This window comes from Brevibacillus ruminantium (genome assembly GCF_023746555.1).
GTDB lineage: Bacteria > Bacillota > Bacilli > Brevibacillales > Brevibacillaceae > Brevibacillus > Brevibacillus ruminantium.
The window spans coordinates 5,392,129-5,417,481 of the sequence record NZ_CP098755.1; the positions used below are offsets into that span (position 1 = coordinate 5,392,129).

Annotated in this window: 24 protein-coding genes; 6 read left to right on the forward strand and 18 right to left on the reverse strand. The window is 51.6% G+C overall.

Translation table 11 applies throughout. The features are described 5' to 3' along the window. Nucleotides 1-48: 48 nt before the first annotated feature. The 7 genes from NDK47_RS26355 to NDK47_RS26385 form a co-directional block, all read right to left on the reverse strand. Nucleotides 49-1,764 (reverse strand): adenine deaminase, encoded by a 1,716-nt coding sequence (locus tag NDK47_RS26355; RefSeq protein ID WP_251872663.1) that lies wholly within the window; start codon nt 1,762-1,764, stop codon nt 49-51. A gap of 24 nt (nt 1,765-1,788) precedes the next feature. Next, a complete protein-coding gene (locus NDK47_RS26360; RefSeq protein WP_251872664.1) occupies nt 1,789-2,850 on the reverse strand; it encodes an ABC transporter ATP-binding protein in 1,062 nt (353 codons plus the stop codon). A 15-nt stretch (nt 2,851-2,865) separates the two neighbouring features. Continuing rightward, nucleotides 2,866-3,654: an ABC transporter permease gene (locus NDK47_RS26365; RefSeq protein ID WP_251872665.1), complete on the reverse strand. Its 789-nt coding sequence runs from the start codon at nt 3,652-3,654 to the stop codon at nt 2,866-2,868. A gap of 5 nt (nt 3,655-3,659) precedes the next feature. Continuing rightward, nucleotides 3,660-4,481, reverse strand: a complete 822-nt coding sequence (locus NDK47_RS26370; RefSeq protein ID WP_251872666.1) for an ABC transporter permease — start codon at nt 4,479-4,481, stop codon at nt 3,660-3,662. Nucleotides 4,482-4,508: 27 nt separating this feature from the next. Continuing rightward, on the reverse strand, nt 4,509-5,441 hold the full coding sequence (locus NDK47_RS26375) for a nucleoside hydrolase (protein ID WP_251872667.1): 933 nt from the start codon (nt 5,439-5,441) through the stop codon (nt 4,509-4,511). A 109-nt stretch (nt 5,442-5,550) separates the two neighbouring features. Then, nucleotides 5,551-6,633, reverse strand: a complete 1,083-nt coding sequence (locus NDK47_RS26380) for an ABC transporter substrate-binding protein (RefSeq protein WP_251872668.1) — start codon at nt 6,631-6,633, stop codon at nt 5,551-5,553. A 350-nt stretch (nt 6,634-6,983) separates the two neighbouring features. Then, nucleotides 6,984-7,331: a DUF2294 domain-containing protein gene (locus tag NDK47_RS26385; RefSeq protein WP_251872669.1), complete on the reverse strand. Its 348-nt coding sequence runs from the start codon at nt 7,329-7,331 to the stop codon at nt 6,984-6,986. Nucleotides 7,332-7,568: 237 nt separating this feature from the next. On the opposite strand from NDK47_RS26385, the gene NDK47_RS26390 reads away from it, so the two are divergent. Together NDK47_RS26390 and NDK47_RS26395 are read left to right on the forward strand one after the other, a co-directional pair. Continuing rightward, entirely contained in the window at nt 7,569-8,513 is a 945-nt protein-coding gene (locus NDK47_RS26390; protein WP_251872670.1) for a helix-turn-helix transcriptional regulator, read from the forward strand. A gap of 71 nt (nt 8,514-8,584) precedes the next feature. Next, nucleotides 8,585-9,220 carry a DinB family protein gene (locus tag NDK47_RS26395; protein WP_251872671.1) on the forward strand — a complete coding sequence of 212 codons (636 nt, stop codon included), beginning with the start codon at nt 8,585-8,587 and terminating at the stop codon, nt 9,218-9,220. A 157-nt stretch (nt 9,221-9,377) separates the two neighbouring features. On the opposite strand, the gene NDK47_RS26400 is transcribed toward NDK47_RS26395, so the two are convergent. After that, a complete protein-coding gene (locus NDK47_RS26400; RefSeq protein WP_251872672.1) occupies nt 9,378-10,364 on the reverse strand; it encodes a lipoate--protein ligase in 987 nt (328 codons plus the stop codon). 265 nt (nt 10,365-10,629) lie between these two features. On the opposite strand from NDK47_RS26400, the gene NDK47_RS26405 reads away from it, so the two are divergent. Continuing rightward, nucleotides 10,630-10,785: a hypothetical protein gene (locus tag NDK47_RS26405; RefSeq protein WP_251872674.1), complete on the forward strand. Its 156-nt coding sequence runs from the start codon at nt 10,630-10,632 to the stop codon at nt 10,783-10,785. 130 nt (nt 10,786-10,915) lie between these two features. Here NDK47_RS26405 and NDK47_RS26410 read toward each other — a convergent pair whose 3' ends face one another. Beyond that, nucleotides 10,916-11,122 carry a hypothetical protein gene (locus NDK47_RS26410; RefSeq protein WP_251872675.1) on the reverse strand — a complete coding sequence of 69 codons (207 nt, stop codon included), beginning with the start codon at nt 11,120-11,122 and terminating at the stop codon, nt 10,916-10,918. A 1,131-nt stretch (nt 11,123-12,253) separates the two neighbouring features. Between NDK47_RS26410 and NDK47_RS26415 the strand changes: the two genes are divergently transcribed. Beyond that, a complete protein-coding gene (locus tag NDK47_RS26415; RefSeq protein WP_251872676.1) occupies nt 12,254-12,733 on the forward strand; it encodes a CarD family transcriptional regulator in 480 nt (159 codons plus the stop codon). A gap of 102 nt (nt 12,734-12,835) precedes the next feature. Here NDK47_RS26415 and NDK47_RS26420 read toward each other — a convergent pair whose 3' ends face one another. The 7 genes from NDK47_RS26420 to NDK47_RS26450 all read right to left on the reverse strand — a co-directional run bounded on the left by NDK47_RS26420 (nt 12,836) and on the right by NDK47_RS26450 (nt 20,495). Beyond that, the gene (locus NDK47_RS26420; protein WP_251872677.1) at nt 12,836-13,750 is read right to left on the reverse strand and encodes a hypothetical protein; all 915 of its coding nucleotides are present in this window, start codon (nt 13,748-13,750) and stop codon (nt 12,836-12,838) included. Next, entirely contained in the window at nt 13,725-14,315 is a 591-nt protein-coding gene (locus tag NDK47_RS26425; protein ID WP_251872678.1) for an RNA polymerase sigma factor, read from the reverse strand. The genes NDK47_RS26420 and NDK47_RS26425 overlap by 26 nt, the downstream gene beginning before the upstream one ends. 199 nt (nt 14,316-14,514) lie before the next feature. Next, nucleotides 14,515-15,306 carry an ABC transporter permease gene (locus NDK47_RS26430; RefSeq protein ID WP_251872680.1) on the reverse strand — a complete coding sequence of 264 codons (792 nt, stop codon included), beginning with the start codon at nt 15,304-15,306 and terminating at the stop codon, nt 14,515-14,517. Nucleotides 15,307-15,310: 4 nt separating this feature from the next. Beyond that, nucleotides 15,311-16,084, reverse strand: coding sequence for an ABC transporter ATP-binding protein (locus NDK47_RS26435; RefSeq protein WP_251872682.1), 774 nt, complete (start codon nt 16,082-16,084; stop codon nt 15,311-15,313). A 4-nt stretch (nt 16,085-16,088) separates the two neighbouring features. Beyond that, complete coding sequence (locus NDK47_RS26440) at nt 16,089-17,153, reverse strand: ABC transporter substrate-binding protein (protein WP_251872683.1); 1,065 nt, start codon at nt 17,151-17,153, stop codon at nt 16,089-16,091. A gap of 85 nt (nt 17,154-17,238) precedes the next feature. Further along, on the reverse strand, nt 17,239-17,739 hold the full coding sequence (locus NDK47_RS26445; RefSeq protein ID WP_251872684.1) for a DinB family protein: 501 nt from the start codon (nt 17,737-17,739) through the stop codon (nt 17,239-17,241). A 203-nt stretch (nt 17,740-17,942) separates the two neighbouring features. Further along, entirely contained in the window at nt 17,943-20,495 is a 2,553-nt protein-coding gene (locus NDK47_RS26450; RefSeq protein WP_251872685.1) for a TPM domain-containing protein, read from the reverse strand. Nucleotides 20,496-20,690: 195 nt separating this feature from the next. On the opposite strand from NDK47_RS26450, the gene NDK47_RS26455 reads away from it, so the two are divergent. Both NDK47_RS26455 and NDK47_RS26460 read left to right on the forward strand, forming a co-directional pair. Next, complete coding sequence (locus NDK47_RS26455) at nt 20,691-21,461, forward strand: SDR family NAD(P)-dependent oxidoreductase (protein ID WP_251872686.1); 771 nt, start codon at nt 20,691-20,693, stop codon at nt 21,459-21,461. A 16-nt stretch (nt 21,462-21,477) separates the two neighbouring features. After that, nucleotides 21,478-22,452 (forward strand): bile acid:sodium symporter family protein, encoded by a 975-nt coding sequence (locus NDK47_RS26460; protein ID WP_251872687.1) that lies wholly within the window; start codon nt 21,478-21,480, stop codon nt 22,450-22,452. Between the two features lie 129 nt (nt 22,453-22,581). Here NDK47_RS26460 and lpdA read toward each other — a convergent pair whose 3' ends face one another. Further along, nucleotides 22,582-23,952, reverse strand: coding sequence for a dihydrolipoyl dehydrogenase (gene lpdA, locus NDK47_RS26465; protein ID WP_251872688.1), 1,371 nt, complete (start codon nt 23,950-23,952; stop codon nt 22,582-22,584). A 1-nt stretch (nt 23,953) separates the two neighbouring features. After that, complete coding sequence (locus tag NDK47_RS26470; protein WP_251872690.1) at nt 23,954-25,327, reverse strand: dihydrolipoamide acetyltransferase family protein; 1,374 nt, start codon at nt 25,325-25,327, stop codon at nt 23,954-23,956. Nucleotides 25,328-25,353 lie beyond the last annotated feature (26 nt).

Consider the following 25,353-nt stretch of genomic DNA (forward strand, 5'->3'; position numbering starts at 1 on the left):
GCCGTTTTTTGACACAGAACGTATGAGATTGGCGAAGGGTGATAAGCGTCATTTTATAAGCAGGGACACCACCTTGCCCTCGTTTACATCAATCAATCCCAGATCGGTGATCTTGAGAGCAGGACTGACCGGCAAAGAGTGTGTGCTGATTGACATGATCGGATTGTAATGGCGGTAACCGAGCGACAGCATCGCTTGTCGCAGCTCTTCTACCTCCCGAGCTGTCTTTTCCAGAAGCTCTTCGGTCAGAATGCCGCCGACAGGCAAGTGAAGATTCGCCAGAATGCGTCCGTCGTCCACTACGCAAAAGCCGCCTTGATTGCGGATGACCTCGTTGGCAGCCAGCATCATGTCTTGCGGGTTGTGGCCGACCACCAGCAGATTGTGATTGTCGTGCGAATACGTCGTCGCGATTGCTCCTCGCTTGATCGTATCTCCGCCGATCAATCCGTAGCCGCGATTGCCATTTTTTCCGTAGCGTTCAAATACCGCGATCAAACCGTATGGACTCTCCTGCCAGCTCAGCTCTCCTTGCCGAACTTCCACTTCTCCGTGATGCTCCTCCGTAAAGGTGGAGCCGTCCTTGACCAGCATGACCCGTGCCGCGTAACGCCCGTCCGCCGTATCCTCGCCCACCCGAACGGTGAAGTCTGCTTCGGTCAAAGGAGCAAGCTGCACACTTTGATAGTAGTGGGCAGGGAACTGGTTGGGCTTTCCTTCTTGCCTGTACGCCTCTTTTTTGTCATATACCTTGCGCCCGTGCTTGTATACTTGATCGATGGCCAGTTCACGCAGATCGGAAAGCAGGAGGAAGTCAGCTACCTTGTTTGGCGCAATGGCTCCGCGGTCGTGCAGCTTCATTCTCCGCGCCGGGGTAAATGTGCTGGCGTAGATCGCCTTCTCCGGTGACATGCCCATCTGAATCGCCTTTTTCACGATGTGGTTGAGATGGCCGCGGCGGTAGAGAGAGTCTGTCATCACATCATCGGTAACAAAGCAAAACAGCTCGTCTACGTCGTTTTGAATCAGGTAGCTCATCACTTCCTCCGTCATCGACTTTTCCTGAATCTCGATGAACATCCCCGCCGCCATGCGCGCCTCCATCCCCTCCACGGTCTGGTGCGTATGGTCGGAGTCGACGCCGGCAAAAATGACTCGATGCAAATCGAGGTCCAGCAGCTTGGGGCAGTGGCCTTCGATAACCAGATCGGGATAATGTCTGCGCATATGCTTCAGGATCTGATTGGTCTTGCAGTCCGGATCGGTGATGACATCGACGTAATTCATGATCTCTCCGAGGCAGATAATCCGCTCTGTAGCAAGCAGCTCGTCGATATCGGCTATCTCTACAGCGCCCCCGGTCGTTTCCATCGAGGTGGCCGGCACGGAGCTGGGGATGGCGTACAGCATATCGACCGTGCAATCCTGGCTGGCCCGGATCATTTCCCGAATGCCATCCAGGCCAAACACATTGGCGATCTCATGTGGTTCGGGGACGATGGTCGTCACACCGTTTTGAATCAGTCCATAGGAAAAGGTTGCCGGGGTCACCATGGTGCTCTCGATATGCAGATGGATATCGACCAGTCCGGGAACCATAAATCTCCCTTCGGCTTCCATCACTTCCTTTGCCTCGAACGATTCCGTACCGCGCTTCCCGATATAGAGAAAGCGGCCATCAACAACGGCCACATTGCCCTCAGTAAATTTTTTAAAATAGCTGTTGTATACCTTTGCATTCAAAATCAACAGATCAACCTGCATAGAAGTCCCTCCTGTCTCTTGCGGTTAGTCGACCAGTACCAGTTTTTCCTTGGGAAACATCAGATGAACGGACTGGCCGCTTTTGTACGGGGACTCCATCTCCTGATTGACTGTGAAATCTCCCAGTTCTGTCTCTACTACATACTGATAGCTTCTGCCCAGGAAGGTGCTTACTTTTACCTTTCCCTTCAAAACATTCAGCCCCGGGTCAGCCGGTTCTGCCGCCGAGACAATCAGGTCGTCAGGACGGATCGCGCCTTGTTTTCCCCCGTGACTGGCCGTGCCCGGATTTTTCGTAGCGCGGAAGGTATGGTTGCCCGTGGTCAATTGAATCTCGCCGTCCTGCTCCGTCCGCTCGCCAAACGCAATAAAGTTGTTGAACCCGATGAATCTTGCGACAAACTCGGTACGGGGATATTTGAAAATCGTCGCCGGATCATCAAGCTGTTCAATAATCCCCTTGTTCATAATGGCCACCTGGTCCGAGATCGAGAAGCACTCCTCCTGGTCATGGGATACATAGACCGTGGTAATGCCCAGCTCTTGCTGAATCCGGCGAATCTCCACCCGCATGTTTACCCGCAGGTTGGCATCCAGGTTGCTCAAAGGCTCGTCAAACAAGAGCAGATCAGGCTGAATCACCAGCGCACGGGCGATGGCGACGCGCTGTCTTTGGCCGCCGGAGAGCTCTTTGGGGAAACGCTTTTCAAAACCGTGCAGGCTGACCACATCGAGGATGTGACGAACGCGCTGATCAATCTCGGCTTGACTGACTTTGCGCAGACGCAATCCAAAAGCGACGTTGTCAAACACCGACAAATGCGGAAACAGCGCGTAGCTTTGAAAGACAAAGCCGAAGTTGCGCTTGTTGACGGGCACCCGCGTATAATCCTTGCCGTCAAACAGGAAGCGCCCTTGTTTTGCTTCCAGAAAACCGGCGATCAACCGCAGTGTCGTCGTCTTCCCGCAGCCGCTCGGGCCGAGCAGGGAGATGAGCTTCCCTTTTTCAATGTTCAGGTTGAACTGGTCCAGGATATTCTGATTTTCATAGGCCACCGATATGTTTTCCAGCGTGAGCAATGCCATGAAATGACGCCTCCATTATCGTTTGGTAAAGTAGGACAACCCCATGAGCCGTTCGATGATAAACATCAGGATCACCGTGATGATCATCAGCACAACGGAGAGAGCGGCAATCGTCGGGTCGAAGTTGTTTTCCACATAGGTCAGCATTTGGATCGGCAATGTGCTTACCCCCGGTCCTGTCATGAAAACGGAAATATCCACGTTGTTGAATGATTCCAGAAAAGCAATCAGCACCGCAGCGATAATCCCGGAGCGAATGTTGGGAAGCACGACCTTCCAAAATGTTTCCAGACGCCCGGCCCCCAGGCTGAGCGATGCTTCCTCAATGGCAAAATCAAAGTTGGACAGGCTGGAGGCAATCACCCGGATGATAAAGGGAAGCATCAGTACCGTGTGACCGACCAGCAGACCTGCGTATATCGGCAGCTGATAGGTGATGATGACGTATTTCAGCATGGCAAAGCCCATGACAATGCCGGGAATCAGCACGGGTGAGATAAAGACTGCATTCAAAAACGATTTGCCCTTGAATTGAAAACGGCTTAGCGCGTAGGCAGCCGGAATCCCAAGAAGCAAAGCCAGAAGATTCCCTGCGAGCGAGACTATCATCGAAGTCTGAAAGGTTTTCAGGAACATTTCTACCTCAAAAATGTTCTCATACCATCTCAGAGAGAAGCCCTGAGGCGGAAATTTCAGTACCGTGCCGGGTTCGAAGGAGGTAACTGAAATAATCAGCAACGGCCCGAGCAAAAAGAGAAAGATAAAAAACGTAAACAGGGCGAGCCCCCGATTTTTCTCCCGCATACCTCTTACCCCTTCGGATTTAGTTTTGTCGCCAGTTTGTTCATCAGTCCGATTACGATAAAGGTAATCACAATCATGATCGTGGCAATCACTGATGCCATCTGCCAGTCATTCAAGGTAATGGCATTCTGGTAGAGAAACGTCGAGATAACCCGCTGTTTCCCTCCCAGAAGCGCCGGCGTCGTATACGCAGTCAGACTGCCGACGAAGACCAGAATGCTTCCGATGATCAGACCCGGCACACTAAGCGGAACGATGACCTGACGAAACGCTGTAAATCTGGATGCACCCAAGCTTTCTGCCGCCTTCAGCAAATCCGGGTCGATGTTCTCCATCACCCCGACCAGCGTGATGATAATCAGCGGGAGGAAGAGATGAATCAAACCGATCATCATGGCCGTAGGTGTATACAAAATCTCAAGCGGTTTTTCAATCAGCCCGATTGAGAGCAGCGAGCTGTTCAACAGCCCTTTTTTCCCGAGAATAATCATCCAGCTAAAGGAACGAACGACAGAGCTGGTCAACAGCGGAAAGATCGCCAGCGCCAGCAGCACTCCCTTTTTCCGCGGCCCCAGCTTGGAGATGTAGTACGCAGCCGGAAAACCCAGCAGTATGCACGCGATTGTCGTGACCAGACTGACCTGCAGCGTTGTCCACAAGATTTTCAGGAAGTAGGGGTCGGTCAGAAAATGCAAATAACCCTCTACGGTAAAGCTTCCTTCCTGAAAAAATGTAGACAAAATGGTCATGGCAATGGGAATGACCATAAACAGCGTCAAGAACAGCAGGCCAGGCAGCAGCAATAGATAGAGACCGATTTTTTTCATCACATGTACTCCTGTTCCCTGGTTTCGCTACGATTGCAGCGTCCGGATAAATAGGTCGAGAAAGGCCTTTGCATCCACATCGAGGCAGACATCCATATTCGGCTGCTGTGACAAGCGATTTTGAAAATCGCAGACGGTTTGGCCGTCACACAGCTCACTTCTTGTCTCCACATCCACAAACAGCTTACGCGTCGTGACCAGGTCCTTTTGCAAGGCGACGCCGACCGCCAGCGGATCGTGCATCGCGCAAGCTGCGACGCCGTTTCGTTCGAAATAGCGCTTCATGTAATCAGCCGTGCTCGTTTTTACGTATTGACCGATGCGAGTATCACCCAGCAGTCTGATATGCTCTTCGGTCAGCAAGGCCTGACGTGTTACATCCAGCCCGACCAGTGTGAAGCGGGGAAAGCCGGCGCGGAAAACAACCCTGGCAGCCTCGGGATCGACAAAGATGTTGTACTCGGCAGTCGGCGTCACGTTCCCGACGTCTTTCACTACTCCGCCCATGACGATTACTTCGTTTACATGGCGGACAAGCTCGGGACATTTGCGCAGCGCAAGTGCCAGATTGGTCAGCGGCGCAGTCATGATCAGGGTTACTTCCCCGTCATGGCGAAGAATATTTTCGATCAGGAAATCAGGGGCAAATCCGGTCGCAGGCTGCGTCTGAACGGTGACGTCCCGCAAAGCGCCGCCCAAGCCGTCCTCGCCATGAACCCGATGCTCAAAAAAGTTGGGTCTGAGCAGGGGACGGTCCGCTCCCTTGATCACCGGAATCTCCTTTTCGACTCCCAAAAACTCCAGCACCTTCAATGTGTTTTCCGTTCCTTTGTCTAGTGACACATTTCCGTTTACTGTGGTAATCCCGAGTATATCGAAGCGCCCGCTTTTCACAGCCAGCATGATGCCCAGAGCGTCATCAATGCCGGTATCCACATCGAGAATCACTTTTTGTTTCATGCTTCCATTCCCCCTGTTCCCAAACAGATGTAGGCTTCTTTTCACCTTTTGACAGAAAAACAAGGGCATATCTTGTGCAATATACCCTTGTTCTTGTCATATTCGTCAATTATTGGGCAATCTCCCGGTTCCAGCGGTCAATCCATGCTTTGGAGTGCTCGTTGACAAACTTCATATCCAGCTTGTGCAGCTTGTTGATCACCTCGGAACCGTAGGTGACGCCTTTTGCCTCTTCTTCAGAGAGCTGCACCTCTTTGTTGACCGGTGAATCGACTTTCGCTTTTGCTGCCTTTTCCTGTACTTCCCGGCTCAATTGCCAGTTGATAAAGGCTTCCGCCAGCTCTTTCTGCTTGCTTCCTTTGACGATGTTGACGGTATTCATAACAGCATAGCCGCCTTCTTCAGGGGTAACGAATTTTGCTTCCGGCACAGCGGCCTGAATGTCTTTGAAGTACATTTCCATAATCGGTCCGACTGCGATCTCTTCCTGGCTGAACATATTTACGTACTCAGAGGTTTTGTCGTAGTACTTGACCACACCTGGGTTGACCTCTTTTACTTTGGCAAATGCCTGATCCTCATTGAATTCTTGGCTTCCAGCTGCTTGTGAAGCGGCGTCCAGCAGCATCGGTCCTGTGGTAGAGGTAATATTCGGCAGGGTCAGCTTGCCAACCAGCTCAGGCTTCCACAGATCACTCCAGGATTTCACCTCGGTTTTGATTACATTCGGGTTGTAGGCAATACCAAATTGACCGATTGTATAGGCTGGTCCGTATTCTTCACCCAGCGGTGCTTTGGCGATGTCGTAAATGTGATCGATGTTCGGGATTTTGCTGCGATCGATGGGTTCGAACAAACCGGCGTCAATGCCCTGCTGTGCGTAGTAGTCAGAGAGGTAAACCAGATCGACCTGCGAGCTTCCCTGACGGATTTTATTGAGACGCTCTGCATTGTTGCCGATCTCTACCACGATTTTTACGTTATGTTCTTTTTCAAACGGCTCGTATACTTCTTTGCGGAAAAAGTCTTCGGAGAAGCCCCATGTCGAGATTACCAGCTTCTGCGGATCACCTTTGCCTGCTTCACCTGCTTTTCCTTCTGTGGCCGGTTCCTTTCCGCCGCCGCATCCAGCCAAAGCTGCGGACAAAAGGGATACTGTCAGAAAGCCACCCATCCATTTCATCTTTTTCATCGCTCTATTCCTCCACTCATTATTTTCGTAAAATCGAACAATAACATAATACCACTAAAAATCATTCGTGTTTTTGGCTTTTTTGAGGAAAAAAATTTTTTCTATCCCTCAACATCTTCTAATTTTCGGACATTTCTGTTCCCCATCACCTCCTGAATGCTTTCTCTGTAAAAATTCCTTATTTTACCAAATAAAAGAAAGAAAAGTACCCTTGGTAGAAAAGATCTTTCTAACAAGAGCACTTTTCTTCGTAAACAAAGAGAAGTGACTGCTGTTTGGAGCCAAGCTTCGGTCATCTCTTAAGATAGATCAAAAGGGACAATCCGGCAGCCGGCAATCAATGATTCAGTTTATGGCGTCTCCAGCAAAATGACGTTGGTAATCGCCCACAGGGTCGGTGCATCATAATCCCGCAACACAGCTTCGATACGCAGGCCCATCTCTTCTTCCAGTCGCTCGCGGAGTCTCTTTTTATACAACAGCGACATCCGAAAGTCGACTTCCAGCTTTAGTGTGGGAGCTTCTCCCTCTAATGCTGCTGAACGAGGTGATCGCCGATGCCTGGCTTGAAAGGTAATGATCTGCTTGTCTATCTCCACTCGCAAAAGGGTCGTGCCAAATCCGAATAATTCCTTGGAGATTTCGTTGTAGATGTGACTCAGCTTTTTTTTACTCTCATTCGAGTCCAGTAGGGTCATGATATCACCTGCTAGAGCATGGTTCAGGTATTTTGATTTTCCCCCATTATACATATGATCTAGCCCTTCGGCAAGTAATCATTCGTATTTTCACAAAAGAAACGGCGATTTTAGGTGGAATTATTCGGAATAGGAGTAGGATTGTATGTTTTTGCAAGGTTTTCGAATGAGGAGTTGTCAGCAATACCGCTACAGGTATACAGTGAAAGGGCAAAACATGACGGGAGGGGTGTCTACATGAACAAGACGGATCGCCAGCTCGCCATCCTGCTGGAGCTGCAACGCAGAGGGTCGCTTCGTGCAGAGGACCTGGCCGCTGTTTTTGAGACCAGCGTGCGGACGATTTATCGGGATGTACAAGCTCTCTCGGAGGCTGGCGTCCCGATTATCGGTGCTCCTGGCCAAGGGTATTCCCTAATGGAAGGATACTTCTTGCCGCCGCTCCATTTTACAGCCGAAGAAGCGGTCACGATGCTGCTGGGACTGGACTTTGTGGAACAGCAGTTTGATCCGGTATACCGCGCCAGTGCTCAGGATTCACGGAAGAAAATCGAATCCATCCTGCCCGAAGCTGTTCGCCGGGAAGCAGCCCGGGTCCGCTCCGGCTTCAAGCTGCTCACCTCCCATGCACCTGCAGATGACCCTGTCCGCATTACTCTCCAGCAGTTGCGACAAGCGATTCAGGAAGAAAGGAAAGTGCGGTTTCTCTATACCAAGAAGCTCCCTGAGAAAGACGGCAACCGCCAACACCTCCGCGATGTAACTCCTTATGGCCTGGCTTTTGTAAATGGCTCTTGGTCGCTCCTCGGCTTTTGCGACCTGCGCCAGGAACTCCGTCACTTTCGACTAGACCGCATGGCATCGCTTTGCCTTTTGGAAGAAAAGGCTGTGCCGCCCGCTGATTTCAACCTTCAGGCTTACCGCCCGGATGACAACCGCCATCTGAGCATGACCGTCCGGATGGCGTACGATGTTGCGGAGCACGTGAAAGAATCCCGTTTTTATTTTATCGACACGATGGCTGAGCAGCCGGACGGCCTTTACGTCACGCTCCGGTTTCGCCAGCCGGAAGAGGTGCTGCCATGGGTACTGGGCTTTGGTGCAAAGGCTGTCGTCATCGAGCCGGAATCATTTCGGGAACGAATTCGCTGCGAAATTAAAAAAATGCAGCTTCACTACTGACATACTGCTGTCAGTAGCCCCCACATATAGTAGACATAGACGCATGAAAAATCGAAAGGGGCTCAATGTCTATGAATACCAAAGAAATCCTGACACAGATGGAAGCGGTGACGGAGCAATATCTTCGCGATCTGGAGCGCTTCGACATGGACCAGCTTACGTACAAATACGGTGAGGAGGATTGGTCGCTCGGTCAAATGTACCTGCATCTGATCCGCTCCGCCCTGTTTATGCAGCTTCGCAATGTAGAGCTCTGTTGGGAACAAAGCAAGCAAATGCAAACGGCAAATGAGCGTTTGGCTGTGTCCGCACCTGCGGATGATTCTATGACTGGCAATCATGCCGGGTCGGAGGAAGAAACAGATGGAAGTGCAGCCGACAAGGATATCGTCCCAGGCAAAACAGAAGCAGGCGCAGGAATTTTTGCTCTCGGCAGCTTTCCGCCTGTTCGCATCAGCGTTCCGCCGTCCCCTCAATACACCCCGCCGCAACCAGAGAGCAAAGAGCAACTCTCGACGGGTTTGCGACAAGTGGTGACAAAGATGCATGAGCTGGAGCCGCTGCTGGCCGAGATTTCCCCTGCTTGTCGGGAGCCTCACCCCCGCTTTGGCCATTTGAATGCAACGGAGTGGTTCATATTGGTGGAGATGCATTTCCGCCATCATTTGCGGCAAAAAGAGCGGCTGGAAGCTTTGCTGCAAGAGTAGAGAGCGTAGAGAGCGGTCCGCAGCTTGGTCCGCAGCCCATCCGAAAACAGATTCAAAAAAAAAGAAAAAGCTCTCTTCCCCTGGCATGCTGGTGACCTGTGGGAAAAAGAGCTTTTTCCGGTTTATCGGTTCTTTTCCTGTTTATCGTTTTGACTGCCTACAATACCATGTCCAGCCATTCCTCGGTGGTAATCGGTCCGAAATAATGGCTGAGGTCCACTGTATCCAGGACAGCCTGCAGTGCTTCCCGGTCATACCGCACACCGAGCAGCTTGTCCGTAAACTCGGAGGTTTCCCCCAGGCCAAAGAAGTCGCCAAAGACAGAGGCAGACTGGATCAGGCCTTTTTCTACATAGAGCCGGACATCATAGGTACCTGCGCTCAGACGTTTGACGCGCTGTACGTTGAAAGCCGGAGATTTTCCGTAATTCCAGTCCCAGTTCCGGTAGCGTTCGACGGAAATTTGATGAATTCGCTCCCAATCGGCATCGGTCAGCTTATACTCCTCTACCTCGGCCCCTGAGAAGATAGAGGCGAGAATATGTGCGCGGAACTGTTCAATGGTCATCGGCTCGCGCAGAAACTCGGAGATGTTGGCTACCCGGCTGCGAACGGATTTGACTCCTTTGGATTTAATCTTTTCCGGATTGACGTTCAGCGCTGACGCTACATTTTCCATTTGGGAGTCAAACAGCAGGGTCCCGTGGGTAAACATGCGTCCTTTCGTCGAAAACTGGGCGTTGCCGGAAATCTTCCGCTCGCCTACCTGAATGTCGTTGCGTCCTGTCAGCTCGGCCTCGACGCCCAGCTTGTGCAGCGCCAAAACGACCGGCTCGGTAAATTTCCGGTAGTTGTGAAAGGAGTTGCCGTCGTCATTTGTAATGAAGCTGAAATTCAGGTTCCCCAGATCGTGGTAGACAGCTCCCCCGCCGGAGAGACGGCGCACGACGTGAACCCCGTTTTTCGCCACGTAGTCTGCGTTGATCTCCTCTGCCGTGTTCTGATTCTTGCCGATGATGATGGATGGTTCGTTTATGTAGAATAGCAAGTAATCGTGATCAGCCGGAAGATACTTCAGGGCGTATTCTTCGATGGCCAGATTTATCGTCGGGTCGGTGATGTTTTGATTGTCGATGAAAAGCATCGGGCTTCTCCTCCTGCCGAGTCGGTTCTGAAATAACACCTCACTTTTGACTATAACCGATTTTTTGCTCTTTTCCTATGGGATCGCTGTTTTGGGTGTGCGAGCAAAGATGCTGCAGTCTGTCCTGCATGGGGTAACTTGATAAAAGATCGTGCAACGGGGCTGTCGGGAGAAGAATCATGTTTCCCTGCTTAGCTCCGTTCTCCGCCCTGCAGGGAGGATTCACTGTCCGCTCCACAGCGGCTGGCGGGGGTCCGCAAAAGCCGTGTCGCTTCGAGGTCATTCCAAGGTTGCGGCCCTGTTTCCCGCCACCCGCCGTTCCGCTGAGCTGGGCTACGCAGTCGCACCGCAGGGAAACATGATTCTTCTTCGTACATACTGCTCCTTGCTTGCTTTTATTATGATGGAAAGCAGGATTTGAGTGAGGAAGAGGAAATGGAGCTTGTTTGAGAGGTTTACAACGTGTTTGACAACAAACGATCGAAGGAACCCGAACAGTTTACGAGGGGTCACCGCACGAATCAACGCTTGCAGGAGTTCACGGGAGAGGGTTATCGCTTCGCCTGAAGGATAGCAAAGAAATACGCTGTTACCAAAACGATAAGGCTTAGCCACCAAAATTGTTCCCCTATAATATAAACAAGCAGTGCTAAAACAGCACCATTCATATCTCTTAGCGTGTTTATTTTCTTCCAAAAACTATACATATACGTTAAAAGCATTAAGCCGATTACCAAATACGGGTAAATCTCGCTCAATATACAAGCCTCCTAAAAATTGATATTTTCTCTCGCGGGTAGAAACACGTGCTACAGAAGCAACATGTTTTTGTGAACTACTCTCCACTTAGGCTAACGCCTTGAAGTGGGAGCTTCTCAAATCCACGACGAAAGTAACCTTTCGTCTCCTCGAGCGTTACTTCGGGTAGTCCCTACCCTAGATGTCCGACGTTTCGGAGTTCTTTTGTTACCTTGGATATTTTACGCATGGAAGGATAAGCTTGGTTTTCGCATTTTGTTTCTCCATGCAACCCCATATATCCAGTTATCAAAGAACATCATAAGTAGATTTTACCAAAGTGTCGGACAACTGAACAGGCAAAAGCCTGTCCTTGTCCAAAGTCGATTCATCCCCCACTTACAACCAAACGCTGTAAGGTTTTAGAAGTGGGAGACTTCTCGACCTATAAGTTAAAATTCGGGAAAGCTCATCAATATGATCTTGCCCGCATGTAGGCTCCCCCACTGTATACGCGAACCTAAATTCCACATCCTTTATTTTTTCATATATTACCAAATGTTATATAGATTTGAAATCTATTGCTTTGAAAATGAATTATTGGCAAAGACTTAACGCTCTTCTTTTGCCTCTTCATGCACTTCACATTTACTTCATCGTTGTCAACAGCGTTACATCGTTTCTTCATCTTTTCCTACTTCAATCTTTTCCCCCTCCAATTATTGATCATTTTTCTCCATCGCTTATACCCGCGAATTTTTACCAGCACCGGTTTCGTGAAGAAGCATGTTTCCCTGCGTTGCGACTGTGGAGCCCTGACCCAGCGGAGGGGCGATTCGCGGGAAAAAGGAGCGCAACGTGGGATGACCTCGGAGCGGTTCTGCTTTTGCGATCCCCCGCGAATCGGCCTGGAGCGGACAGTCAATCCTCCCTTGCGGGCGGAGTACGGAGCCTAGCAGGGAAACATGCTTCTTCTCACAACAGCACCGTTTTTACGCTTTTAACGAATTGCCTGCTGTCCATGATTAAAACGCTTACAAAATCACCAAAAGAATATTGACAGGAAATATTTTTCTGTGTTAAGATAATTTATTTTATTAAATTAACGAATTATGTTATACTTATTTTATTACTAGATCGGGGGTGGGCTTGTGTTTCACATTGGCGACAAGATTTTTTATCCTGTTCATGGTGCTGGGGTAATTGAATCGATCGTTGAGAAAGAGTTCCTTGGAGAAAAGCAGTCTTATTACGTCTTGGACATGCTGCTCCGGGAGCTGCAGATCATGGTCCCACTAAATAAAATCAATGACCTGCACATTCGACTGGTCGTCGAAGAAAGAACCCTGGAAGCTGTTTTTGTCAAGCTGCATGAGGGCGAACCAGATATGAGTGTAACCGCTGCCCAACGACATCGGATCAATATGGAGAAACTTAAAAGCGGTGATATCTACGAAGGTGCGGAAGTGATTCGGGATCTGTCCTGGATCAGCCGGACAAAAAACTTGGGTACAGGTGACAAGCTCATGCTGGATCAGGCACAGCAATTATTCATCAGTGAAGTCGAGCTGGTAAAAGGCGTCGATACCGAAGAGGCGTCCGATTTGCTGAAGCAGGCCATTCATCGGTAAGCGGAACTTTTTATCGTTTTATAGAGAATAGACAAGGGGCTGTCCCGTCGTTTTTCCTGACGATCTGGGACAGCCCCTCTTTTTTATCCTCTTTTCAGGGAATTACTCCAGCTTTTCTGCGATAGCCAGCATTTCTTCTTTCGTGATTTTATCTGAGGTTGTGAAAACAGTATACAGTTGCTTTGCATCATCCTTGTAAAATTCGATGGATTGCTCGATAGATGCTACTTTACCGTCTTCACCCATAAATTTGCGCATGAGGTAGAGTGCGTCTTTATTTTTTACTTTCACCTTTTCAACCGTGTCATCCGGACCTGCTTCTGTTGAGGAATTCTTCACTTTCGCAAAGTTGTCAATTTTGATGCTCACTGTGCCCTTGTCTTTGGCGTATCGCGCAATTGCATACTGATAGTCCGGTTCTACCGCAAGCTCCTTCACGATGACATCTTTCTTGGTTTCTTCGGCTTCTTTGTAAAAATCTTCATTTTTGTAATCGCGGATCAGCTCGTTTTGGTACATACCTTCTGTAAACTTGTAGCCGCCGACAAGCTCCTCCGGGAAGGTTAGCCCTCCACCAACGGACTCAAGAAACGCTGAACGGTCTTCAAAGCTCATCGGCTTTTGGAAGAAACTGATCCGTTTTTGCGGATTGTCCGGCACAATATACACGGCAACGGCACCGCCCGGCTTGACTGTCTCACGAACTTCTTCCAACAACTCATAGTACGTTCTTTGTTTATCCAGGACCGGTTTTTCCGTCGTATGACTGATCTGGGAGATGACTTCACCTTTTTCATTTTTCAGCTCATATACCTTGACGGCCGCATAGGCGGACGTTACTCCAAACACCAAACATGCTGCTACGATCAGACCAATTTTCTTTTTCACTCGAACTGCCTCCTTTTGATTGTTTCGTTCACGCAATCTATCTAAAACCTGGTCTTTGATATGAATCTGCGGAACAGGTGTATTTTTCAACCTTTTCTCAAAATCATCGTATGGCTCGATATGCTTCATTTATTTTCCCTCCTTTCTGTGACTGTGACTGCAGTTGGTGTTTGCATTTCTTGATAGCGCGTTCGTATTTTTTTCGCAGTGTGGCTGAGCTTGCATTTAATAGCGTCGCTAGTTCGTCATACCCTTTTTCTTCGATCACTCGTAAAATCACGAGATTCCTCTCTTCTGGCGTCAAGGCACCCAGGGCCTGATGAAGCGGTTCACTGAACGGCTCGTGAATCAACCGGGATGTTTCCTGTTCGTGCTCCCGGGCTGCCTCGTTCTTTTTCCAGAACAGGATTACCTGGTGAAGCTTCTTTCTTTTGATCAGATTGAGGCAATGATGGTAGGCAATCTTGTAAACCCATGCGGTAAAGGAGATGGTTCGATTATATTTTTCGAGATGCTCATAGGCCTTGATCAACACCTCTTGCACAGCATCCTCCGCTTCCTGTCGATGTCCCAGCATATGATAGCAGTAGGTAAAAATCGGTTGTTGCAGAACTTCCACGAGGGTACCAAACTTCTCCAAACAACCGGAGACTTTGATTTCCTCCACGATTTGTTCTATTTGCTCCTTTTCCAAATTTTTCACCTCCCTTTGTAAGGTATAACAAATAACACCCCCCATTTGTGACAAGGCGAAAAAATCTTTTTGTAAAAACAAGAAAAAGCTGACATCTGCAGCATTTCTGCTTACAGACATCAGCTTTGGTTTTACGTTTTGCGCCCTTGCTTTTGCAGCAGGGTGCTCTTTGTTCTTTCATTACGATGATTACTTCATCCTATTTCCAAGGAATCAGCTTGCGCTCCAGCCATTGAAGGGTGCGGTTAAAAATCAGCCCCAGCAAGGACAGGAGCAAAACGCCTACCATCAGCTTGGTGGTAATCATCAGGTTTCCGTAGTGCAGCACCATGGAGCCAATCCCCTGTTGGGCAGCGATCATTTCTGCAGACACCAAGAGGAGCAGCGAGGTTCCGGCTGCCAGCTTCAGACCGGCAAAAATCATCGGCAGCGACCCGGGCAAAATCACTTTTCGGATCACGTTGAAGTGATTGGAGCCAAACGTGACGGCCGCCTTGATCAGCATCGTGTCTACGCTTTTCACCCCGGAGTAGGTGTTGATGACGACCGGGAAAAAGACCCCCAGTGCTATGATCGCTACCTTGGGCATTTCACCGATGCCGAGCCAGAGAATAATCAGCGGCAACAAAGCAATTTTCGGAATCGGGTAAATCGAATAGACAATCGGCGTCAGGATGGCATCAAACCACCGGGAAAAGCCGAGCAGCAGCCCGATCACGATGCCGCACAGGGCGCCGATGGCGTAACCGGCCCCGATCCGGGACATGCTGGCCAGCAGATTTTCCAGCAGCTCGCCGTTGGTCAGCATATCCCAGGCTGCTGCCAGTATCGCCGATGGTGCTGGCAAAAACAGCGGCGGTACAATGTTCAACCGGCAAATAATCTCCCACAGGATGAGCAGACCGGCAATCCCCATGGCTGCCGCATAGCCGGGAATCTTTTGTTCCAGAAAGGCGACGCGGTTGGTGATGACTTGTCTTTGTTCGCTCATCTTATCACCCCTCCTTCAGCGCTTCCTGGGCATCATGACGAATCAACTGCCAGATTTGGTCCGCGTACTGCTCAAACCGGCTGCGGTATTCCTCCTGGTCTCGGCCCATTTTCGGCAGGTCAATCTGAATAATGCTCTTGATTTGACCGGGATGCCTGGACAGGACAATCACGCGGTCAGCCAGGTAAACCGCCTCCTGGATGTTATGGGTGACATACAAGGTACTCAGTCGGGTGCGGTTCCAGATCGTCAGCAGCTCCTCCTGCATCAGCGTCCGCGTCTGAGCGTCCAGGGCAGAGAAGGGCTCGTCCATCAACAGCAGATCCGGTTCGATCGCCAGCGCACGGGCGATTCCTGCCCGCTGTCTCATCCCGCCTGACAGCTGCTTGGGATACGCATTTTCAAACCCTTGCAGTCCGACCATCTCGATGTAATGCCTGCCCTTTTCCTGCTGCTCCTGTTTGCTGGCCCCGTTTTCTTCCAGACCAAAGATGACATTTTCATAAACAGTCCGCCAGGGAAACAGCGCAATCTCTTGAAAAACAATTCCCAGATTGGGCTTCTTGCCCTGGGTTCCTTCGAAATAGACGCTTCCATTTGTCGGAGACATCAGGCCACCGACAATATTGAGCAGTGTAGACTTCCCACAGCCGCTCGGTCCAACCAGCACGACAAACTCCTGCTCTTCAATCGAAAAGTTGATGTTCTGCAGGGCGGTTACTTCTCTTTTTTTCGAATCGAGAAAGGTTTTGCCCACTTCTTCGATGACGATTCTCATGCAATCACTTCCCTAATTTCTGCAGGGCGTCTTCCAGCAGTTGGGTATTGACGATTTCGCTTGTGTCGATCGCTTTGTCGATCAGCTTTTCTTTGGCGTACCATTCTACCTGTGTCTTGATATCGGACTCAAGCAGTTTGCCGTCTCTGTCCATATAAGGAAGACCCTTTTTAATCATATCCGGCTCTTGATCGGTGTATTTGGCGATGATCTGAACGACCTCATCAAAGTTCTCGCCCGGCACAATCTGACCGTCTTTCTTGGTCAGTACAGCATCATAGTAATAGCGCGTCGATTTTGCATAAGCTTTGAGGAAGCGCTCTGCGACATCCTTGTTCTCTGCCAGCGCTGGCGAGAAAAAGAGTCCCGAGGTTTGGTACTCGATTTCGTCCCCAACCTGGGCGATGACCTTGCCATAGCCTTCTGCAACAACAGTGGAAATATTGGGTTCGTTCAGGAGCACGGCGTCAACTTGTTTGCTTTTGAGTGCTTCCATCAGACCCTTGATGCTGTTGAGCGGAATCAATTCTACGTCGTTCAGGGCGATTCCGTGCTTCTCCAGCATTCTGCCTGCCATGTAGTGATAAGTAGAACCGGTTTGGGTGATCCCGATTTTCTTGCCCTTTAATTCTTCGATGCTTTTCAGCGGTGAATCCCCAGGGACTAATAAAGCAGATGAAGAGTAGCCTTGCTGTTCTCTTCCTTTGTCCGCGACGATAACCAGCTTTTGTCCACCGGAAACCATATTGTACAAGCTGGCAGTAATCCCGGTCGCCCCGACATCTACACTGCCTGCTGCTGTTGCGACGGCAATCGGTTGCGCAGCCTCAAACCATTTGGCCTGTGCATCAATGTTTTCCTCTTTAAAAAACCCTTTTTCAATCCCGATGAAAAGTGGCGCGGAACTGGTCAGCTTGAGCATTCCGATCTGCACGGTTGCTGCTTCCGCCGCCGCACTTTGTTCTGGCTTCGGTTCGGCCGTGTTTCCTGCTTCCTTCTGCCCACAGCCGGCAAGAGCCAATGACATCGACAATAACGCACTTACAACGAGCATTGCTGATTTCTTCACAAAACGTCCCTCCAGGTTTTTGCTTGCAATAGACAAGACTATTTCACTTTATATTCCGAAAAAGTAACACAAATAGGCTGATATATCAATGCTTCCACTTCAGTATATGCTCGTCCGAACGCTGTAAAAGTCTGGTCATATAGACGATTTGACCCGTATGGTACGAGTAATGCGCCGTGGTGTGATACAACAGCTCGAGCACGGTACGGGTATAGGACTCGATCCCGGCACCGGGCGGATAGACGATCATGACCTCTTTGTCCAGATCAGCCGCTGTAAGAGTCGCCAGAACGTTTCTTGTTTGCGTGCGAATGTCCGTGAGCTTTTGCAGGAGTGTTCCCGCCTCGATGCCGCCCTCTGCCAGAAATTCCGCAGACCGTTCGCGAATGAACGGCTTTTGTCCAATCCCGCTGATGATGTTCTGATACTCATTTCCGGCCAGATGCAAACAGAGATTGCCGATGCTGTTGGTTCCCCCACGGGCTTTTTCCCACAGCAGCTCTTCCGGCAACCGGTCTAGCGCCGTTTTGATGCGATCCAGCTCCGTATCCAGCAGGTGGAGCGTTTGCTTGTAAAACAGATGCATGGATTCCTCTCCCCCTTTTTTACTCTTTAGCATACCATAGTCTTTTGAGTGGTGGTGCTTGTTTGGAAGGTGGTGCTTGGATGAAGCTTCTTGCTGCGGAGCTTCGGTGAAAAGAAGCATATTTCCCAGCTCCGCTCAGTCCGCCGCCCGGAGCAAATAAAAAAACGGCCGTTTCCAGCCGTTTTTGTATATCGCTCGTTCCTTTACCAACTCGATGAACCGGAGGATCTGCTGCCGCCGGAGGAGCCTCCCCAGCTTGAGCTTCCTGAAGAACGACCGCCGCCGCCCCAACCGGAGCTTCCCGATGAGCGTCCGCCGCCAAAGCCTCCACCAAGGCCGCCGCCCATACCGCCGCCGAACCCGCCGGAATTGTTGTTGCGCCGCCGCCGCTCTTCATCCAGCTTGCGCTGATACTCCCTCTCCATCTGCCGCAAAATCTCCCGGCCATTGGTGATTTCACTCATCGCTTCGGCAAAAAGCCCCTCTGCTACAGCACCGTCAACCTGATCGCGGAGCTGATCAAACTGTGCAGCATAGCGCGACACCTTGATTTTTCCTCCGTATCGATTTCGTCTGCTTACATAGTCGTCCTGAAGCTTCTGGAAGGCTCGCATCGTCTCTTCCTTCTCCCGTCTGACCTGATCGACGCGGTGGACCAATTGATCAACCTGGGAGGTAAAGGAGGAAATCGCATCCTCCAACTGGTAGACATCGATCCTGGCACTGTTTGCCAAGGCTTCGATGTCAGCGGCCTCGCTTTTGATGTGAGAGATCATGCGCGAGATGTCCGGTATGCGGACACGGAGCTGGTCAAAAAGGGAAGCCGCCTGATAAAACCGGCTCTCCTGGTTCTGAAAACGCTCGCTGGCCGTGCGCACCCGATCCTCCAGGCTTTGACGGTAGCCAAGACTCTGTTCACGCGTATTTTTGACCCGCGAGAGCAGTTGCTGGGCCGTTTCACTTTTTTCAAAGGCCAGTCTGTATCTCTGTGCGCGTTCATCAATCGCGGCCTTGATCTCCATCAGCAGCCGCTCCAGGTCGCTCTTGTCCTCCATGATCTGGCTGTACCGCTCATCCTGCTCTCGCAAATGAACCTCTGCGTATTGCTGCTGCAATCTAGACAGCTCCTGGGCATACTGGGGATCAAAGTCCTGCAGCTCGGCCAAAAGCTGACTGATGTCCCGTACCGTTTCTTTGGCAAAGTCGCGGTGCCGAATCATCGCAGCCACAACCTCGCTCGCCTCTTGCAGTCCATTCTCTACGCGCTGCGCACAAGCCTTCGCTTCTTTTGTATCTCCTGCTTCAATCAAGCCGCCTAAACGAGGAATCTCCGCTTCTGCTGCTCGCAGGATGGCAAACGGATCAGCATCGACCAGAAGCAGCTGCTCCCGCCCCACAATAAGGCGAAGCTCCTCTTCTCTGGACTTGATGCGCGGCGGAAACTCCTGATGCTGGCGGATTTGCAGCCGCACCTCTTCGACCGCCAGCTGCAAGCTGTCAAACTGCGCGTGCACTTGCTTTGCCGGTTCCTCCGCCTGGAGATAATCGAATTCGTCCATGCTGTCGGCTTTGTTCAACAAAGCCAGTGTCTGCTCCATATCTTTGCGCATGACCGAAAGGGAGAATGACGTCTCGCGGGCCAGCGCCTCGATGAGTGCGCCGATCTCCTTCGCCCGCTCCTTGGCAGCCTCCACTGCTTCCCTGACTTCCCGCGACAATCTCTCCATCTCGGACATCTGCGCCTGTGTATCTGTAATTTCCGCCGCGTACTTGTCTACCGCTTCCATCAATTCTGCCACGGCTTGCTCTGTTTTCGCCGTGGAGAAAAAGCCGATCTTTTGTGTGTCCAATTGTTCCTTTAGCTGCTGAGACTCTTTGTGGAGCTTGAGAGCTTCCTGTTCAAGCTGGGTCGCTCTTTTCTTCGTCTCTCCCTCGATAAGGCCAATTTCCAGTTCGCGGAACAACTCCGACACGATCATCTGGTCAATCACCGGTGTCACTTCTGTATGCTTTTCTTTTACTTGGGTAAGGAGTTTGTTCAGGCGTGAACGAAAGACGAGCTGTTTTACGACAAAAAACAGCAGGATCGCGATCAGCAGCAGCCCCACGATCAGGCCTGCCGACAGTCCGTTGTTCCCTCCACCAGCGTTCGCGGTAACCGGCAGCGAACTGGATGGTGTGGTGGATGAGCGGCTGGGTGTATGGGATACAGTCGGCGGTGATGACGACTGACTCGATCCGGAAGGCTGCGTCGCCGCTCCGCTTCCACCCGATCCTTCCGGCGACGATGCCGCCGCAGATAATCCATTGACAAACTCACTGACAGCGATGACTCCTTCTGCCAGGTTGCCGTCTCGGGCCTGTGGCACGAATTGCTGATCCAAAATTCCTTTGACATCAGACGCATCGCTGCGGGAAACGAGATCGGCCAACTGCTGGTTCTCAAAGACAAGATGCACATGGTTGGGGTTGACCGTCACGACCAGCATCAGCTGATTCGGTCCCAGCTTCCAGGCATCATAGGCTTGATTGGCGAGCTGTTCACCCTCCTGCTCATCCAATCCGCTTGCGGTCAGAAGCAAAACCTCGTATTTCTGGTTCGCCGCAGCGGCTGCGATCCTCTCTTGTTCCTCCGGCGAAAATATCCCGACCGGGTCGGTCACGCTGCCCGCCCGCTCCGGCAGAGGAGCAGCATAGGCTGATGTCACGGAAAACAGCATCACTACCATCAGAAAAAACACGCTTAGTCTTTTCATCGTTTATCCTCTCATCCCTCGTGGTCATTTCCAAATTATACAATAATCTCAAGCAGTGCGCTTGCCCAAACGGCGCATTCCTGCAATTCCCTGTAAAACCAAGGCCAATTTCCGAACTGGTACTAGACGCAACCAGGGGGAAACCAGCAAACTGGGGGTATGGTTCAAGAGATATCGATATAGGAGGCGCGATCCATGAGTACGGAAAAAAAGCTTGCTGTCATAACAGGAGCAGCGCAAGGACTTGGCTATGCCATTGCTGAGGAGCTGGCCAGCTCCGGTCATCACGTTGTTCTCCTGGACCGCAATGAAAAACAGCTTCAGACAGCCGTCGAAACACTCCGCTCTGCCGGGTATGACGCATCGGGAAAACCAATTGACCTGTCGCAAACCGATGAGATTCCTGCGGTACTGACACAGATTCACGAAGAATGCGGAAGCATCCACGTCCTGGTCAATAACGCTGGCGTCAATGTAGTCAAACCGATGAACCAGGTGACCAGCGCTGAATGGGATTTCGTGATGGATATCAACCTGAAGGCGGTCTTCTTCATGACCCAGGCTGCTGCTCCCTTCTTGTCCGATGGTGCTTCGATTGTCAATATTTCGTCTGTCGCTGCAAACAGTCCGCGACCGCTTTCGGTGGCGTACGCTGCTTCCAAGGCGGGAGTTTTGAGCCTGACCAAGACCGCTTCCATTGTTCTGGCCCCTCGCGGCATTCGTGTAAACGCCGTCTGCCCTGGCGCGATGGAGACCGAATTACTGGCCAAAATGGCAGAAGATATGAGCGAGCTTTCCGGTCAGAGCGCTTCCCGCTCGTTGCAAAATTACATTGGCGACATTCCGCTTGGACGAGTCAGTGCTCCTGGCGACGTAGCCAAAACCGTTGCATTTCTGGCATCCGATATGGCAAACTACATCACTGGCCAATCGCTGAATGTATGTGGTGGGTGGACTGTGAAGTAACCAGGAGGATTCCCATATGTTTCGCATTTTGCAAGAAATTGTCACAAAATTCTTGCCATTATGGATTATCTGTAGTGCGCTGCTCGCCTATCACTACCCGGAGCATTTTCTCTTTTTGAAAAATTGGACGGCACCATCGCTTGCCTTTATCCTCTTCAACATGGGTCTGACCCTGTCGCGCGAAAGCCTGAAGCGCGTGATCAAACATCCCAAAAACGCGATACTCGGGGTAGCGGGCAAGTGGACCGTTACCCTCTCCATCTCTATTTTGCTTGCTTATCTGTTCTTTCGCAATCAGCCTGAGCTGATGACCGGAACCATTCTTGCCGGAGCTGTACCGAGCGGCACATCGGCCAACCTCTACACGTTTATGGCGGGAGGGACGCTGGCACTCAGCATTATGATGTCGACCATCGACACCCTGGTCGGTCCGATATTGACACCGCTGATCATGAAAGGAACGGTAGGTACGGTCGTCCCTGTTTCTTTCCTGCCGCTGTTTTTGCAGATGGTCTACGTCGTTCTGCTGCCGATTCTCGCGGGCCTTCTGGTGCAGTGGAAATGGGAGTCTAAGCTCGGCGGGGTGAAAAAGGTGATTCCGATGCTCTCCGCTGCTGCGCTGATCATCATTGACTTCGCTGTCGTGTCGGGGGCGCAAAAGATGCTGGAGGACAATCTGAGCTTGCTCCCTTGGCTGTTTCTCTGCGTGTTTTTGCAGGTGACGATCCCGATGGTGCTGGGCTATTTCTTTGGAGCGGGCTTTCGGATGCCGGAAGCCGACCGGCGATCCGTCGTCTATGAGTTCGGGATTTGCAACACGGCCTTGGCCGCGCTTCTCGCCATGGAGCACATCAGTCCCGTAGCGGCTGTCCCGGCTGTAGCCAATATGATCACAAACACCTCGCTGGGCGCATTGATTGCGATCCTGTGGGAGCCGGCACGAACGAAATGGCTGCAATACAGGATGAAATCCTCCCTCAATCAGAGTTAAATTTGCTAATGAACACACGCATCGAGGAAAAGAGCACAAGTAACTGCGATCAGGAACATGAAAAAAGAAGGCTCCTTGTCACTAGGACGCAGGAGCCTTCTTTGTTGTTACGTTCTGTTTCATGCCACGTTATGGCAGATGAATGGCTTGGCCTTTGATGGCAAGAGCCGCTTCCTGGATTCCTTCCGCGATAGTCGGATGCGGGTAGACTGTCTTTATAATCTCATCGATCGTCGCTTCCAGCGTAAGGCCCAGGGAGGCCTCGGAAATCATCTCGGTGGCGTGAGGAGCCAGCAGATGAATCCCCAGCAATCTGCCGTATTTTTTATCGGCAATCACCTTGAGAAAACCGGTCGTCTCTCCGCTGACCAATGCCTTGCCGCTTGCCATGAGGGGAAAGATGCCCTCCTCGATGTCAAAGCCTCTGTTCCGCGCTTCTTCACTTGTCAGACCGACCATTGCCGCTTCCGGATGCGAGTAGATGCCCTGCGGTACCAAATCGTAGTTGAGCGGCTCTACAGCCAGGCCCAACGCGTGCTCGGCGGCAATCTTGCCCTCTGCCATTGCCACATGGGCCAGCATAATCGGGCTAGCGCAATCGCCGATGGCGTAAATCCCCGGCTGATTGGTCTGTTGATAGGCATTAACTTTTACCTTCCCGCGCACAACCTCTACTCCGGCGCGCTCCAGCTGAAGCGGCTCCAGTACCGCTGCCCGCCCTACGGCCACCAGTACCAGATCAGCCTCGACCGATTCCCCGCCCGACAAGGACAGCTCCAGGCTGCCCCCGCCTTTTTCGAGGATCTTCTCCAGCTTTTTGCCGAGGGAAAAGACGACCTTTTGTTTTTCCAAATGATCCTTTAGCTGTTGAGAGATTTGTGTGTCCATGTTGGGCAGGATTCTGTCTGCCGCTTCGATCACATGGACGGATACTCCCAATTCCGAGCAGACCGTCGCCAGTTCCACGCCGATGACGCCGCCGCCGATAATCGCCAGTCGCTTTGGCAATGACTGGATGGAGAGCAGTTCATCGCTTGTCACTACGCCGGGAAGGTTCATTCCCTCAATTGGAGGGAGAGAGGGCCGGCTTCCCGTTGCCAGAATGATGGCGTCTGCTTGCAGCGAGAGCGCCTCTTCCCCCGCAACCGTCACTGTTTTTCCTCCGGCCAGCGAGGCGGTTCCCTTGATCACTTTGATTTTTCCGGCTCGCAGCAAGCCCTGCACGCCTTTTCGCAGTTGTGAAACCGCCAGCTCTTTTCGCTTGAGAATAGAGCTCCAGGGTACTTCGCGAGCAGTAGCCTCAGGGTACCACTGCCTGCTTTTGGCCCACACCTGGGAGGATTCCAGCAAGCTCTTGGTTGGGATGCAGCCCACGTTCAGACAAGTGCCGCCCAGCTCGCCCTTTTCAATCAGCGTCACCTCTGCGCCCAGTTGGCTCGCCCGCAAAGCAGCCGTGTAACCGCCCGGACCGCCGCCAATCACGATCAGTCGTTTTTTCATCTCACTGTCTCCCCTTTAGCAGCAGGCGAAGCGGCTCCTGGATATAGGCATCGACGGTCTGGAGGAATTTCGCCGCCTCCGCTCCGTCCAATGCGCGGTGATCGAAGGAGAGGGACAAGGTCATCATCGAACGGCGGGCAATCTCTTCACCGATAAAGACAGGCTTGTCGACAACCCGGCCGACACCGAGAATGCCTGTTTCCGGCGGATTGATAATCGGTGTGAAACCATCTATCCCCATCATGCCGAGATTGCTGATCGTAAACGTGCCGCCGCGCATCTCATCGACGCTGAGACGCTGCTCTTTGGCCCGCAGAGAGAGGTCCTTCAATGCTTCTGCGATTTCGCCCAGGTCTTTTTTGCATGCGTGCGGGATCACTGGCACCAGCAAGCCATCATTCACGGAGACAGCGACGCCGATATGAACATCCCGATGTGTCGTGATCTCTTTATTTTGACACCAGGCATTCAGGCTGGGGTGTTTTTGCAGGGCAGCCGCGACGATCTTGATCAGGAAATGGGTGAGCGTCAGCTTGACTCCGCCCTCCGCCAAATCGCCGGAGAGAACCGCCTGCGCCTCTTGCAGTCGTGTTACATCTACCTCTCTGGTAATCGTCACATGCGGAATTTGCTGCCAGCTTTGGGTCATCCGCTCTGCGATAACCTTCCGGGCTCCGGCCATTGGTTTGGTGACCGATTCGGCAGCCTCGTACTGTACGCCCTGTACGCTCGCACACGCTGTTTTCATTTGGGCAGCAATCACATCGGGCAGCATGATCCGTCCGCGCTGCTCGATTTGCTCCCACTCTACCCCGTTCTCTTCCGCGTACTTCTTCGCGGTTGGTGAGATCGCCGGCTGCTTGGCCCTGTTCTCTTCGACATCGCGAGCGACTACGATCCCGCCCGGCCCCGATGCGGCGAGGCTGTCCATTGCGATTCCCCGCTCACGTCCAAGCTTTCTGGCCAATGGCGTCGCTTTTCGAAAGCCGCCCGGCAAGACGTCTGCTTCACTGTCTGTCTCTGCCGAACTCGTCCCGGATGTCCCTGCCTGCTGCGTTTCTTCTATCCCGCTTGTCTCTGCTGGACGTTCCATACCTGATTCCTCTCCGCCGCCCAACAGCTCGCTGATATCCTCCGTCTCGCCTGCGATAACCGCCAGCGATTCCCCGACCTTGGCCGACGTGCCGGCTGGCGTGAACACATGCCGGAGAACACCGCTCCCGGGTGCTGTCACTTCGTTGGTGATTTTATCTGTCTCCACCTCAAACAGCACTTCTCCACTCTCTACCTGTTCCCCTACGGCTTTGAACCAGACAGAGACGGTCCCCTCGGTCATCGTCAGGCCGAATTTTGGCATGGTGATTACGAATGCCATGTTTTCTCCTCCTTTCTCTTTCAAAA